6 protein-coding genes are annotated in these 16,074 nt (G+C 40.1%); 1 reads left to right on the top strand and 5 read right to left on the bottom strand.

The genetic code is table 11. The features are described from left to right. The first annotated feature begins 174 nt into the window (after positions 1-174). Positions 175-2,769 (top strand): putative Ig domain-containing protein, encoded by a 2,595-nt coding sequence (locus RGQ13_RS06235; protein WP_348392699.1) that lies wholly within the window; start codon positions 175-177, stop codon positions 2,767-2,769. Between the two features lie 171 nt (positions 2,770-2,940). Here RGQ13_RS06235 and RGQ13_RS06230 read toward each other — a convergent pair whose 3' ends face one another. The 5 genes from RGQ13_RS06230 to RGQ13_RS06210 form a co-directional block, all read right to left on the bottom strand. Then, positions 2,941-3,228, bottom strand: coding sequence for a type II toxin-antitoxin system RelE family toxin (locus RGQ13_RS06230; RefSeq protein ID WP_348392698.1), 288 nt, complete (start codon positions 3,226-3,228; stop codon positions 2,941-2,943). Continuing rightward, on the bottom strand, positions 3,218-3,466 hold the full coding sequence (locus RGQ13_RS06225; protein ID WP_348392697.1) for a type II toxin-antitoxin system Phd/YefM family antitoxin: 249 nt from the start codon (positions 3,464-3,466) through the stop codon (positions 3,218-3,220). The genes RGQ13_RS06230 and RGQ13_RS06225 overlap by 11 nt, the downstream gene beginning before the upstream one ends. Positions 3,467-3,790: 324 nt before the next feature. After that, positions 3,791-6,229 (bottom strand): Calx-beta domain-containing protein, encoded by a 2,439-nt coding sequence (locus RGQ13_RS06220; RefSeq protein WP_348392696.1) that lies wholly within the window; start codon positions 6,227-6,229, stop codon positions 3,791-3,793. A gap of 44 nt (positions 6,230-6,273) precedes the next feature. Continuing rightward, positions 6,274-12,744 carry a S8 family serine peptidase gene (locus RGQ13_RS06215; protein WP_348392695.1) on the bottom strand — a complete coding sequence of 2,157 codons (6,471 nt, stop codon included), beginning with the start codon at positions 12,742-12,744 and terminating at the stop codon, positions 6,274-6,276. Positions 12,745-12,826: 82 nt separating this feature from the next. Beyond that, positions 12,827-15,943, bottom strand: coding sequence for a TonB-dependent receptor domain-containing protein (locus RGQ13_RS06210; protein WP_348392694.1), 3,117 nt, complete (start codon positions 15,941-15,943; stop codon positions 12,827-12,829). Positions 15,944-16,074 lie beyond the last annotated feature (131 nt).

The following is a 16,074-nucleotide window of genomic DNA, read 5'->3' as shown; positions in this document are numbered from 1 at the left end:
CCATTTGATTTTTATGTAATATATCAAACAAAAATGACGTGACTTTGTGCTTTACACTTTTTAACAACTAGCTACGCTTCAATATCATACTCTCAGTGGTGACTAATTTTTAAGAGTAAGCCCCTAAAACAATAATAACTGGCTTGTTCATTACTATCATCAACGAGAGAAACTATGAACAAAAATTTAAATAAATCTTCCTTAGCTTTGTTAGTTGCTGCAACTTTAGGTTTAACAGCCTGTGGTGGTGGCGGTAGCGGCTCAGGTACGCCAGATCCAGGCAATAACAATAATACAACCAACAGTGCTCCAGTGATCACCGGAACAGCAGATACTTATGTTGATGAAGGCGCTGCTTATAGTTTTACCCCAACAGCAACTGACTCAGATGCTGGTGACACAGTTACTTTTACAATCAGTGAAAAACCTGAATGGGCAGCATTTGACGCAGATACAGGTACCCTTTCAGGTACACCAGCTCAAGGCCAAGCCGGTATTTATGAAAACATTACAATTTCAGCAACCGATGGCACAGATTCAACAGCGTTAGCACCGTTTACGTTAACGGTAAATGACATATTCTCACTTATAGGTCAATCATCGTTAACTGTTGTTGCCGATGATGAAGTAGTTTTCACACCGACCCTAAATGATGCCGAAGCCGCAAACGTTACATATTCAGTGTCAGGTGCACCTTCTTGGGCTGGTTTTAGTTTTGATACAACAACGGGTAGCTTTACTGCAAACCCAACGGCTGCTGATGTAGGTACATATACTATAGTAATTACCGCATCTACTACGACAACATCACAAACGCACACAGTTATGTTAAGCGTAACACCAGCGAGTGTTAACATTATTGGTAAAGTAGTTGATGGTTACATTAATGGTGCTAGCGTATTCTTAGATTTAAACAATAACTTTACCTTAGATGAAGGTGAACCAGTAACGGTATCTGCTGATGAAGGTGACTTTACCCTTACTGTCACAGGCGATTTAATTGAACAAATCAAACGTAGTACTTTGGTAGCTAATATTGGCGAAGGCGCCGACGACATTTCTCGTCGTGACGATGATTTTGCAGCAATGCCGTTTAAACTCTACAGCTTCCCTGTTACTGATGCGGTAAACGAAGATGGCGATTACACTGCCGTTATTTCACCTTTCACTCACTTAGTGCACCAGCAAATATTAGCTTCTGTAGGTAATAATCTTGCTGCAATTAACGACAGTATTTATGCTGATTTTAAAACTGAAGCACTAAAAAGTGTATCAACAAAATATGCAGTCGATAATAAGTGGTTAACAGTAGACTTTTTTGCCACAGATGTACCGTTATCAACCAAAACAGATCTTGCCGCTCTTGCCCAAGTGTTGGTTGAAAGGGAGCAGGCAAATACCAATGACACCGACAACGATGGTGTTGTTGATGCCAATGATGATTTACCCAATAATGCTGACTTCATCAGCGATATTGATAAAGATGGTCTAGGCGATTGTGCTACAAAAGCAGATTCTGTTACATCATGTACTGACGAAGATGGTGATAGCGACAACGATGGTATTTTAAATGATGCAGATCCGAAACCCTATGAAGCAGAAGGTCTAGCGGTATTTGATGTTGCAGCTCATGCGAACATACCTGGCTATGATATGTGTCTAGGTCTAAAAACTGATAACAGTTTGCTGTGTTTAAAAGACTACAAATGGTCTAAGCCGACGAGCCTAAAAGGATACTCGTTAAACTTTACCGCTGATGCAATCATTCAAAGCGGTGATAAAGCCGCATCAGTCGGCACTTGTGTAATGGTTGATGACGCCGGCACTAAAGAAATTTTCTGTTTAGATGGTCAAATCAAAGTATGGGCAGGAGAACAATTTTTAACCAACAATCCAACACATATGGTGATGGGTTTTTATCATATGTGTTATGCAGATGAAAGCGGCATTAACTGTTTTTCTGCGCCTGACGCATCGGTTATAAATGATACACCCGATTTAACTAACGTTCAAAACCTAGTGGCAACAGCACGTGCATCTTGCGCACTAGGCGACGAAACTATCGACACTGTTACGTCTACTGTAGTTAAATGTTGGGGTGGTGATGAGTATGAAATTACCACAGTAATGCCAGAATTTGTCAACCCGCAAGAATTATTCGCTTCAGAAACCTCGGTTTGTGTAATTGACGACAACGGCCTGCAATGTTGGGGTAACCCAGATTATACGCATAACAGTATAAACCATGCATCGACAACCATTAGTAACCTACAAATGAATAACAAGCGTGTATGTTTGATTGATGATGGAACGCCTATTTGTTACGGTCAGAGCGATCAAGTCAACTCACTCCCATCGGCCCCTGCAGATATTTATGATGAAAACAACGTACTAATTGTTGCCGAAGGTGACTATGTTGCACCAATGGAAGAAACTCTAACTCCTTATATTGAAGGCGTTCACCAAAATACCGTTTTATTAGATGCTGTAACATTTGCTGAAAACGCGGTAGCTAATTCAATTTATATCGCAGACAAAAATGTTTGTACTATCAATGAAGGGCAAGTGAGTTGTAGTATTGTTCGCTCTTGTGGCTTCTCGTTAAATGAACTAGAAGAACATGTTTGGGGTTGTAGCGATAAAACATTTGAACTTGATTTAGAGTTTGATGCTAGAACACTAACATCAGGTCCTAATGGTGTTTGTGCAATAGGCTCTTTGGACGCACAATGTACAGGAACTGGTTTTGAAGGTGAAGTGAAACCTTAGTACTAACAATAAAATAGCCTTCTGGCTAACTTTAAAAACCAGTTCATTTTGAACTGGTTTTTTTATGGTTTAAATATAACTGTGAAAACTTAAAGAGCCAACTCCAATCAATTACTCTATTTTAGATAAAACCATCGAAGACGTTAATGCATCATAATGGTAGCAATGAGACTAATTTAATCTCTTGAATGCTTGCTCATATACTTTACCATGTTCTCTTTTACCTACCGCAATCACTGTTATTGTCAAAACGTCATCTTCAAATTTATAAACTAATCTATAACCTGCTTGGCGAAGCTTAATTTTGTATAGGTTGTCTGCTCCTGAAAGTTTGTCAGGTTGAACATAAGGATTGGTTAGGCGTTCTATAAGTATCTTTTTGAATTGAGCTTGGAGCGTAGCTCCTAATTTCTTCCACTCCTTAAAAGCTGATTTTTTAAACTCAAGCTTATAAGTCATCAATGCTAACCGATATTGAAGCTTCATTTTTACGTTCTTCTACTAATGCCAACAGCTCGAGATCTTCAAGCTTCTCCATCAATAGCTCATAAGCTTTCGCGGGAACGCAATAGAAAGCTGGTTCATTCCTATTAAGCACTGCAATAGGATCTCCGTGGGCACTAGATACCACTTTCATAGGGTTGGATTTTAGTTCAGTTATGCTTGTAGCTATTTCTGTTAATATTCGAGCAGTCATTTAGAAACCTTTTTAAAGACTTTTAATCGGTCCAATTATAGGTTTTATATTGTTTTAAAGAAAATAAATGTGAACAGCAAGAAGAAAGTACAAACAGGCTAAAAAGATGGATTCCCGCTAGCGCGAGAATGACGGATTATAGTCTGGGTATTGCATCTATGATACCCATGGTGTTTTGCATTCGCTCATCCCTGAATCTTTACAAAACTGATACCATCCATGGTGTTTTGCATTCGCTCATCCCTGAACGAAAAAAATCCGCAGTAAAAATTACTGCGGATTTTGTTAAGGTTATTTACTTGCTAGTTAACTAGCATTTGTTAATTAACCAATTTTTCGTCTTAAGCCTGTTAACGCTAGCGCTGATAATGCCAACCAGCCTAACGAGCCACCGTCTGAGTCGCTTTCGCGTTCAGGCTCGGTCATTAGGTTAACGGTTACTATTTTAGCACCAGATAACTGTGGGCTTGCCATAACAACGGTAAACTGGGTTTGCTCAGTCGCATCGGTTACATTTAACTTTTTAATGTGGATGGTTTTTTCAGTTTCACCCGCAGCAAATGTTACATTGCCAAAGCTCTCAACAAAATGAGTGCCCGCAACGGCACTGCCGTCAACTGTTTTATAGTGCACTTGAATTTCACCAGTCGTTGCATCATTACGTGTTAGTGTAATTGTTGCTTGTGAGGCGTAGTAATCTACATCAATAGTTTCAGTTGCAAGCGCAATAGTTCCCGAGGCTAATTCATCGTCGTTGATGACTATATCCATAGTTTTAATATCACCTGAAACATCGGTTTCAATCATAACTTGGAATTGACTTACTCCAACATTTTGATAATCGTTAGCAAGTAATTCAACTTCAATAGTCTGCTCTACCTCACCTTCGGCGAAATATACTTGACCATTTTCCGCATTATAATGACTACCGATTTTTGCTGAGCCATCTACAAAGCTGTAATTAATCGACTGGCCACCTTCAAAATCACCACTACGGATAATTTTGATGCTAGCTGTTTGCTCGTTTTCATTGACATTAAGGGTGTTGGCTTCAAAGCTAAATGAACCAGGTTTGGCTGAATCATTGTCTTGAATAATCACCTGCGCTTTAGCGCTTGCTGGCATGTTCAACCTTTTAGCAAAAAATAGTTCCGCTTGAATGTCGGCATTTTCACGATATTGATCGTTATCAATAATACGAACATCAACACTTGTCTCACTTTCACCTGGAGCAAACTCGGCGCGAACAAATTTTGCTTTAAAGTCAACATTCTCAAGCGCTGAAAATTCATTATCCGTTGATGTAAAGGCTACTTCAACGCTCGCACTTTCGCTTAAGTCACCATCACGAACTAGCGTCACATTGGCATGTGATGTGCCCTCTAACGCTAAAAACACAGACGATTTAAAGCTTACATCGGCGCTTTGTTCAGGTTTTACACCATTGTTCGCCATAGAAGGCAATGACTCAGTAACCGCTCTAGCGTTATTATTACTTTCATCACCACACGTTTGACCTTTATAGGTAACGTTTGGTGAAGATAACACTGGAATTGGTAAAGAGTCTTGATTAAAGTCTAAGTTCATCACCGTTACTTGACCATTACATTTACTGCCATAGGCGTAATCGCTTTTTCCGCCATAATCGGTTCTTTTGTTAGCCGGTAATAGTGGATGATTCTCATAGTAAGAACGATTTACTTGCGCAAAGTTGTGAAAGAAAAAGTGTCGAGCAATATGCCTATTACGACATTGATGGCGCATTCCACCTAAGATGGTGCCATAAACAATTTCAGCTCTATCTGTTTCTTCTTTGTAAACAAAAGTAGGGCCACCTAAATCGTCTAATTTATACTCATTGCGTCGTATTCCACAGGTAAAACCGCCAGCGGGAGTAACTGCCGAGACATAATCAACACCGAAGTCTTTAATATAGTCACGCAATGTTTCTGCCCCTAAAGCGTCACCAAACATGTATTCAGCACCATGCAAGAGTTGGCGATTGCTAACTTCTTGTTTATCTTCATCGTTAAGAAAGCGACTATCTTGGCGTTCGATAAATAATGGGTTCAAATAATAATCGACACCACTGTTATCTAAAATATCTTGAGATTGGTAATGGAACCATAAAATTGACGCTCTTATCGACTTATTGCCATATACAAATTCCATATATGGTGTTGTGGTATATCCTACATCTACGTTGGTACTACCATCTTTAGTAGCAGGAACTGGTAACTTATCATTAACCAATATTTCGCCAACATTTGGAATTTTATAACCATGTAAAAACCATGCAGAACCGCCCAAAGAGTATGTATCAATAATACTAAATGATTCAGTACCGTTACTTACATCGCCAAACCAACCATTTTCATCACCTCGAATTAAGCGCAAAATATTTCCATTGCTATTAGTACCGTAAAGGTGCAATAAGCCATATTTGTATTCGATGTGAGTGGTGAATTCAAAGTCAATATCATCAACACTAAATGCTAAAGTTGATGAACCAGATGCTACGTACTCATTGAAAAACTCATGGGCTAAGTCGAGTAAATCAAAGTCACTGCCTTCAGCCTCACCAGCTTCAATTTCAGTGCCTAAAGTAATGCCCATATCATCAGACATTACCAGCGCACTATCGGGATAACTGGTATCGATTATTGTTCCAGCATCATCTTGTGCTGTTTGATCAAGTGCTTGCGCAGAATGAGTTGCTAACGCTACCGATAAAGCGATACCAGATAATTTTATTAATTTCATATTTTTCTCCAGAATTGGGCAACGCCTTACGCTGCCCAAATGCTTTAACCGTTTACTTTGCGAAATCTAAAACCTGCTACAATAGCAAGCATCATCAAGAAGCCAAAACTACCACCTGAAGAATCATCGCTTTCGCCCTGCTCTTCAACTAGCTCATCTGAGTCTGTTGACTTCTCATCTTTAGTAGTACTACAACTGTTGCCGTCGTAATTTGCTTTAGCCACAACATGAACATTGATATCTTTAATAACAATATCATTTTCATTGTTCATATCAGCCACTTCGACAGATACAGTGGTATCACCTCTAAAACTACATTCCGCATTAATTGTTAATAATGCGCCTGACTCATTACCGTCAACATACACATTTAAATTATCACTGAAAGCAGCAACAGTATTCGCTGTTAAATTGGAGTCAGCATAAAACACCGGTACTTTAATCTCACTCCCCTGCTGAACAACAATGTTGTTAAAGTCAGCAATGGTAATTTGACTAGGAACACTAATAATGTATGTTTCTTCTTTATGAACAGAATCAACCGTGTGCTTTAAGCTTAACTCTAAGTCTTGTCCGGCACTTTGTTCATCAATACGTAACCAGAAAGTAAAGTCACTGGCACTATAGTCAGGGCCGTAATAGTCATAACAAATTACTAAGTCATCAAATAACACTTCTTCAAGGTTGTTGTAAGCGAAGAACTCTCTGCGTGGTGCTTTAATCAGGCCAAAGAAATGCACATCTGATTCAAGACCTTGTAAACCAACGGTATCATTGCGATTAAAGCCATCATCAGCCGGAAGCATATTTAAGTTATCGTAGGCATACATAATTTCATATGCACCTGGTCGATAGCTATGTTCTAAGTCAAACCATGCTTGGAAGTCCATGCTGTCGTTGTAGCGAACGTCAGCGTTTTGAGTAAACGCATTGTCCCACTCAACCAGCACTTTATATTCGATACCATCAGCGAAAAGCGCCATGGTCATACCTTCTACCGAGTTTACATTTTCACCGATAATTAGATCTTTTTTCTTGACCGTTTGATTGTATTTCAATCCTTTACGCCACATTGGCGCCATAAAGATTTCATTTTGAGGCCATAATCCGGGTCCAAAACCTAATGGATCACGATCAATACCCATGCCAGCACTAATAAAACCTTTTGGTGACATTTTAAACTCAGTATGACGACGAGGACCGTCATACAATGATATGTCGTAGCCACGACTATCAAAGTAAAACAATTGTTCCAAATCAACGTAGGTGTCTTCATCTTTCATCGTACGAGCAAAACCAGGGTTTAACTTAACTATGTCTAAGTAGCCACCATTGCTGTGTGTACCATCAGTGTAAGGACCAACACCCGGGGTACGACATTGTGGGTTATAGTTATGACTGCCATCAATTACGTACGGATGATTCGCATTGTTAGGATCTTCCGGATTAATGTTGGTGGTCATTACATATCCTTTACCTAAACGATGAGTATTAGGTTGATATAAGTTTAACTCTAATCCTGCTGCATCTTCAGTTTCACTGTAGCCCGTCACAAATCGCGGATCTCCGCTGATCGCATTACGCACGTAGCTTACACCTTCAGGCAGATCAAGTTTTACGCTAACAGGGCGATCGTAACCCGACAAGTTTTCAGCAACATTTAGATTAACTTTAACGTAGCTACCAGGGCCTGCAAAAATATGACCATCGTCTGAATCTAATTGTTTAGTACGGTGAAAGTTTAACGATACCGGTTGTTCTTTACGATATAAACGAATTGGTACAGTGCCCATATCAGCCGCTGTCGCATGTTCATTAGAATATATTTCAGCAACAGCATAACTTGCGTGATCAGATTTCATTGGTAGGCTATAGGTTAAGTCCATCTGTAGAACGCCCTGTGCAGGGTTTACTTCAGTAGGTGCTTGTAACAACATGTTCGTTGACATATCTTCTGACACAATGGATACAGCATAATCAAACGTATCCCTGATCCAAGTAGATTCCCTTGGAGCCAAGTCATTTACGTTTTGCATTAATATCCAGTACTTACCTGGTTGTGGGTCTATTACATAACAGAAGTTATCTAAGTTTTGCGCAAACGATGCACAAGTAATTTCATGAGTACCATTAACAATACCTGGTTCGACGATATCACGGCCAACAACCATCATTAATGTACCTGACAAACGGTTTAACTCAGGGGTAGTTGCAGCATTAGTCGACACTTTACGTAAAGTATCAATGCCCAACATTTTTGTGCCTTCTGGTACATCAACCCAAATTAACTTAGCTGACTTATTATTATGAGCAGACTTATAGTCAAAATTTAGTTTAGTTTCATCAAGTGCTAATTCCACTCGGCCGATCCAAGTTTGACCTAAACCCGGTGACGTTTGTAATTCAATTTCGCCAAAGCTAGATGTTGCTAACTCACCGTTTGAATCACTGTTAATGTAGCTCACGTTATCTTGATGATATAGCTTAGTGATCATGGTATCAGTCGCCATCGCTGGCATGCTTAAATCAATAGGGAATTTGCCCACATCTGCACTAGCTTGTGCACGTACAAGCGCAGGTAAACGATCTACATCTAAAGAAACACCAACTGGTATTCTTAACTCTGGAATAGTTGAATCAGTTGCTATTAAACGTACCTCACCGCCTGTGTAACCAACACCGTTGATGATGCTGTCATATTGAGCCTTTGAAATGCTTCGGTCAATTTTAGCAGTAAACATGATAGTAACTTTATCCCCTGCTTCCACATCAAAGCTATCTAAAGATGCTTCAATTTGTACTGCAGATTCCAATTTATCAATCTCTACTTTCCAACTACCTGCACGTTTTGCAGTGAAGGTACGTAACCAGGTACAGGTTTCAGGACAACTTCCATCGAATAAATAAGGCATATTCAATTGACGCGCATCGCCTCCAGCATTCGGGTTAGCTGCTTTCATATTTGCTAACGTTTCGTCTAGCACAAGACCAGTGTTAGTCGCTGCTTTTAAATCAATAAGACCAGTACCTACATGCCAAGAGCTAACATTGATTTTAGCTAAATACATTACGACTTCTTCCATCACAATGTTGTTATCTTCATCATAAATAAGCTCACCATTTTCATCGAGCTTAGCTTGTAATAACACTGAACGTGAATGATCTGGATTATTCTCATCGTATTGATCTTCATCAATGTAAATTGTACGGTAAGCCACTTCGCTCGCCGTCATAGTCAATGCAGATTCGCGCTCATGCTCAGTCCAATTTGGACGTAACTGTTTAAATATCGCCATACTACCTGTAACGACAGGCGCCGCCATAGACGTACCATTACTAAAACCAAAATCAGCTGAATTCCAACCTTTATCTAGTAACGTATTATCACTCCAAGCAGCAAAAACATGCACACCAGGGGCCATAACTTGTACCGGCATTAGATCTTTAAAGTAATAATGAGGGCCTTTTGAGGTAAAGTTTGCTAATACATTATCGATCCGATCGTCATCTTCTTCGATTCGTTCAATATCAAAATATTCGCTGTGTAGTGTGATACGACGGTCACGCATTAAATCGTTAAGACTACCTGCGTCTGCGTTGCCTTTAAAGAAAGGTGCAAAATCATCTACCCATGAATCTCTATTAACATGTACATATGGAATTTTACTTGGGAAACGGTACATACTGTTATACAACAAATAGTCATTGTATAGCACAACAGATGCTTGATAATCGTCTTCGTTACGTTTTTTAAGTAGTGCGGTTTCTTTTGCCGCAGCAATAACATTATCAGATTTTGCTTTTAACGAAATATTGTCGCCATTACCACGTGCACAAAATACTACAGCGTCATCAAAATCATAGGCTTCTGCTACAGGATTTGCAGGGTTACGCCACTCGCTTAAATTTTCACAATACTTATCACCTTCAAACACTCTCATTTCAGGTGTCTTACCAACCGCATTTGCTTGCACAGATGCTGATTGTTGAGATTGCGTTAATGCAGTTAATGGCGCATCAACTTTATAGTTAGTAACAATTGGACGAGAACTTATTACACCAAAGCCTTGAATTTCAGATACTGGACCAGTGCTATTTTCGTAACGTTCGTAGTTTTCATAATCTCTATCCGCTGGCGCACGTACACGACACTGACCAATAGTTGGTTGATCAATCGTTGAGTTTTCACCATCACCATCTCTATCTTCTGGTACACAGTTTTCTTCTTCAGAATCTTCACAGGTGTCACCGTCATGATAGATGATAGATTGTTTATTATTCCAGACTAGACCATTACTAAACTCTGTTTCCATGTACGTTTCAACACCGTAGGCACAAACGATACCTTTAGAGCCACCTAAACGACCACGGTAGTTAGGGTGAGCATCATCAACGTCAATTTCTGGACAGTAAAAGCGCTGGCTAGAATATTGTCTATATGGAGAGCCTTCATCAGTTAATGAAGGGAATACCGCATCATCATCTGACAAACAAATAGATTCACGCGTTGTATAGTTTGTTGGTACATCACGGTTAATATCAAGACAACCCCAATCCTGGCCTGATGACACTTCATCTTGACCCACCCACTCGGTACCAATTAAACAATTGGCAGGGTTATGCTGGTCGCCAATATCAACGTTGCCAAAACTATCACACTGTTTGGTGTCTGGGTCACGAAATTCATCGTCAGTACACTCTAAATAACATAAGTCATCTTCAAGTAATTCATAACCTTGCTTACACACCAGACCTTCAGAACAATCATCGTTTACACACGCGCCCATAAATTCGGCAAGTATCGCTTTACCGTTTTCGTGTTCACCGGAAATATTGTACCAACGTTTAGTCAAAGAAATGTCAAAAGGGATGTCGTCAATACTGGCGATAATGTCAGCGCCACTTTTCATTTCTTCTGAGTTAACGGCCATTTCACGACGGTTAGTTTGTGTCGCACCCACAGTTAAGATCCAAGGAGCAGCATGCTTAACAGTACCTTGATAACCTGAGTTACCTGCTGCAACAGCAATGTGCATACCAGATTCGCGGGCCGATAAGAACGCCTGACCTATTGGGTGTTCCCATGAATCATAAGGGTTACCACCTAGTGACCAGTTAAGAACGTCTACACCATCTTTGATTGCATCTTCTAACGCTAAAACCATAACGTCAGCTAAACAACCTGCATAACCTGAGTTAGCGTTAGCTGAGATACATACTTGATAAGCAATAACATTGGCGCGCGGTGCAATACCTGAAACATCACCAATAGGGCCTCTTGACGCAGGAAGACCTGGACCGTTAATTTCACGGTTTAAATGCATCACGTTTTTAATCGCGTTACCAGCAGCTGTACCAGCAGTATGAGAGCCATGACCAGCGTGATCTTCACCAACAGGTGGTACCGCATAGTAAGTACGATCTTGCATATACAAGTCGCCATATTCCAGCTCGTGCTGATCCATCACATGATCAATTAACGCACGTTCTTTATATTGGTTAGTTAACCGTTCGTAAGAACGAACACCGATAAGCTTATCGTTACACATATGTTCGAAACCATATGTCAAACAATCGCCAACATAGTTACCGTCACCCCAAGGGTTGATATGGTCATATGGATCTGCTGTTTCCCAGGTAATACCGCTGTCGTCGGTATAAAACTTACCGCCGCCAAAGTCCATAAAAGAAGGATGGTCAGTATTAATACCGGTATCGGCTACACCAACAATAATACCTTCACCTTTAGCCCCTAAATCCCAGTAATGTTGAGTACCAATGATATCGTGTACACCACGAACACCATTGACCGCATCCACTAACGTTTGGATTTGATGAGCAGTTACACGATGAATGCTTTTAACCGAGGTTAATTCAGCAAGCTCTGCTGCATTATCTTGAGTAATTGACGTGGTAAATGCATTTACCGCCACACCGTATTGAGTATTCGCTTGAATATTAAAGCCAAAACCATTGGCTTGTTGAATAAAAGCTTGTTGTTTCGTAGTTAAGTAATCTTCATATTTAGCAACACGATGTTGATAATCACTCGATGACTTTAACGTTTTTAAGTTTACTTCAACGGCTTCGCTAGAATTAATAGAACTACCATGTTGCTCATTGGCAACAGTGCGCAAATGCGTTGCGGGCAAACCAGGAATGCCACCAGTGTATTGCGCTACTGGCTCGTCGTGTAACACAACGAAGTATTCCTGAATACCTTCAATCCCGTCTTCTGGGGTAAATTTAACGATCTGATTAAATTTTTGGTTAACGCCCTGCGTTGTCGGTAAACCGTTTACACGGTTAACCTGTGCAGTTTTTGATTCTGAAGTACCATTTAATTCAAACGTTTCAAACGCTGGTTGCTGCTTTAAATTTGCAGGCAAGCCAGAATCTTGAATGTTAGGTAGAGCAACAGTGTTCTCTACCGTGGGTAAGGTTACCGCTGCAGCTGCTGCACTACCCATATATAGAGTAGAGAACATTGCAATAGCTATTTGCTTAATTTTCACCTTATTGACCTCTCTTTCAAGAGCCGCCTTTTGGCCGCTCGTAATAAAATTTATGTGATTGATTTAACGACTTAACTAACCATTAAAAATTGTGTTCAAAACCTAAGTAAAATTCACGACCAATTGCTGAGCCTGCGTAGGCACCAATGTTGTACCAAGGCCATTCGTGAGCTAAGAAGGTGTCATCTTTAGGAGACTTTTCATCGAATACGTTATTTACCGTAAAATTGACTCGAGTGTCTCCTTCATTGAAGGCATAACCTAGTACCAAATTGGCAGTAACATAAGGATCTAAACGTTTTTGTGACGTTTTCTTTTCAGCATTCTCAATTGGCTCTCCTTCGCTATCTACTGGGTTTTCATCTTCATCAAGTACATAATCAATCTCTTTGCCGGTGTCTTTATCAAATAGCGCATCATTACCATCGGCGTTTTGCACAGGTTGTGGACGACGCGGGCCTAAACCACTTTTATAACGCACATTCATCGATGCCGATAAACCATCCTTATACCAACCAACACTGCCGATAACGGTATCGATTGCTTCCGGGTTGCCTAACAAGTCATGTAATTCTCTTGGTGGTGTGCCGTCGCCTTCAATCGTATCGCGTTGAGTACTAATGATGCCGGTATGGCTTAATCCGAAGTTAAAGCTGCCAAAGTCACTGGTATCAAAAGAGTATTTGATTTTAGTGTCGGTACCAGTTTGACGATGCATTGCCAAGTTAAACGGCGTGGTGTTTACGCTTTCTAGACTGCTTTGAGAAAATTCTGAATCTTCAGAGTCTTTGCGAATAATTAATTGGTTAACTTTTTCACAACCAAACGTAACAGAGTCAGAAACTTCATCTTGATATGCACAAACAAACTCATCGTATAAAATACCGTTTAGACTTGCTTGCTGAATTTGATCGTTAATTTCAGTTTCGTAGTAATCAAACTGGATAGAAAAGTTTTCAACTGGCTCCCAAACAAAACCAATGCCGTATGAATCACCAGTTTCATTTTCTAAATCGGTTGCAGGCAATTTATTTGCTTTAAATGTTGAAGAGAACGAGCGACAAGCCGCTTGATATATACCAGCATCAGGACCGTTAGAAAACTCTTCTGGAGTAACCCCTTTAGGCGCCCATGTTTGATCGTAACAACCTAACCAATCGGTACCACCACTGTAGAATGAACTTTCGGTAAATACGGCTTGTAAATCTGGAGCACGAAAAATACCAGAATACGAAGCGCGGATTAATAAATCATCTAATGGACGATATTCTAGGCTAATCGCGGGCGTGATATCGCCATTACTTTTGCCGATATAATGGTATTCATCATACCGAACAGCTCCAGTTAAACTTAAACCATCTAAAAGTGGAACTTTAACTTCTAAACCAGTTGAATAACGATCTCGGTCACCTTCACCGCCAAAACCTGCAAAATTCCACCAACCTTCACCAGGTTGAGCAAGCATTTTGTCATCGGCTTTATAATCAAAACCTTCGTGCATGTATTCAAGTACTGCGGCGAACTGAACAGTACCAGCTGGCACGTCAAATAAGTCACCGGATAGTACACCTGTTAGCATATTTGAATATGTTTCATTTTGCTCTTTTGCACGACCAAAAATATCATTTATTGCCGTTTGGTCCAGTGGTAAAAATACATCATGAGATGAATTTCCATCGTAAACTGGATTACCAAAATAAGTTAGATCACCACCATCTGGATTTAGCACTTTTTCGCCTAAAAAGTATTGCTCCACCATTTTATGATCAGCAAGAGTACGCTCGGTGTCCATTTGATATTGGCTTTGTGTGTAGCTTACTTCCCATTCATAGTCATCAAGTACATAACCTTTAGCACCAACAGAGAAGCTATACGCTGTTTCATCAAACTGTGTTGCAGTATTACCAATTTCTTCTGAGCCCATTAAGCGTAAATGGGTTTGTAAGTTGTGTTCGTAGCCGAACATATTACCAGGTAGCAAAATACTATTGTTACCATCGCCAAATTCAAAAATTGGCGCTGAAGAGTTTGGATCTTCAACCACACCTTGAACATTGATATAGCCACGATCATTTTCAGCATCAATTTGGGTAAAAATTAAATCGGCGAAAACTGTAATATCAGAATCTAGGTCAAAGTTACTTGATACCATGGCCGATATTTTTTCCTGGCCATTTCGAATCGTACTTCGCTTACCAATATCGAAACCACAGTAACTACCATAAGAGCCCGGAATTGAGCTTTCTTCGTCTTGTTCGCGATATGAGTATTCTTGCCCTAATAATGAGTCACATACATCTTTACCTGGGTCAACATAAGTGTCTGGTCGTAAATTATCAGGTAAGTTATTATAAAATGCGTCATAACCTTGTGCGGCTAGCGAATTAACTTTGGCTGAGCCTCGGCTCATTACCGGCGTACCAAATGGGTAATCCATATCTGATGGACCAGTAATAGTATCGGAGTCTGAATACTCTAAAACAGCGGTAACATTACCATTGTCAAAATCAAAGCCTTTTACAATATTAAAACGGCCTGAGTCACCATCAACATTATCAGGCGTACCGTAGGTTCCACCCATTGATAAACCGGCAAAATCTTTTTTAAGAATAACGTTAATTACTGCCGCAGCTGCATCTGAACCATAAATAGCAGAGGCACCTGTTGATACAACTTCAATGCGTTCAACTGCAGACATTGGCACAGAATTAACGTTTACTACAGTGGCATTAGAATTATAAGCCGCTGGGTAGTTAGCAATACGGCGACCGTTAATTAATACCAAAGTGTACTGTGGCCCTAAACCACGAAAATTTAGTACTTTGGCATTTGGGGTAAAGCCATTAGAGTTTTCGTCGCCTGTAACCGAACCAGTATTTTGCGATAAGTTTTGTAAAGCATCGTAAACAGACATGTTACCCGCTTTCAGCATATCTTCAGCGCTGATCACTTCAACCGGTAAAGGACCTTCTAGGGTGGTTTGGTTAATACGAGAACCAGTGACTTGAAATACTTCAATGTCTTCATCTTTTGATGACTCATCGACTAGGTTTGATTCAACCTGATCGACTTCAACCTGCTCTTCTTGCTCATTAACGCTTTGTTCAGCTTCTGCTCTGGCAACCTGGCTCAGTAGCAGTGAGGAAGTTAACAACGACAGGCTTATAGCCTTGGTTAACTTATTTAAGCTTAAATTCATAATGTTAGCCTATACAGTAATAGTTATAATATTTAACTTTTGTCCTGCAGCCCCTTGATTAACGGGGTTTGAGCTAATTAAAGCTGCAGAAAATAAATTTTCAGCCTTAATCTAATGTAATTTGTTGTAGA

It is taken from the genome of Thalassotalea psychrophila, assembly GCF_031583595.1.
GTDB lineage: Bacteria > Pseudomonadota > Gammaproteobacteria > Enterobacterales > Alteromonadaceae > Thalassotalea_A > Thalassotalea_A psychrophila.
Note: the sequence above shows the minus strand (reverse complement) of the source record. Positions and strands in the feature narration are given on the sequence as shown.

Coding starts and splice junctions, on each gene's coding strand:
- RGQ13_RS06210 (WP_348392694.1), bottom strand. CDS start 15,943: ATGAATTTAAGCTTAAATAAGTTAACCAAGGCTATAAGCCTGTCGTTG.
- RGQ13_RS06220 (WP_348392696.1), bottom strand. CDS start 6,229: ATGAAATTAATAAAATTATCTGGTATCGCTTTATCGGTAGCGTTAGCA.
- RGQ13_RS06230 (WP_348392698.1), bottom strand. CDS start 3,228: ATGACTTATAAGCTTGAGTTTAAAAAATCAGCTTTTAAGGAGTGGAAG.
- RGQ13_RS06225 (WP_348392697.1), bottom strand. CDS start 3,466: ATGACTGCTCGAATATTAACAGAAATAGCTACAAGCATAACTGAACTA.
- RGQ13_RS06235 (WP_348392699.1), top strand. CDS start 175: ATGAACAAAAATTTAAATAAATCTTCCTTAGCTTTGTTAGTTGCTGCA.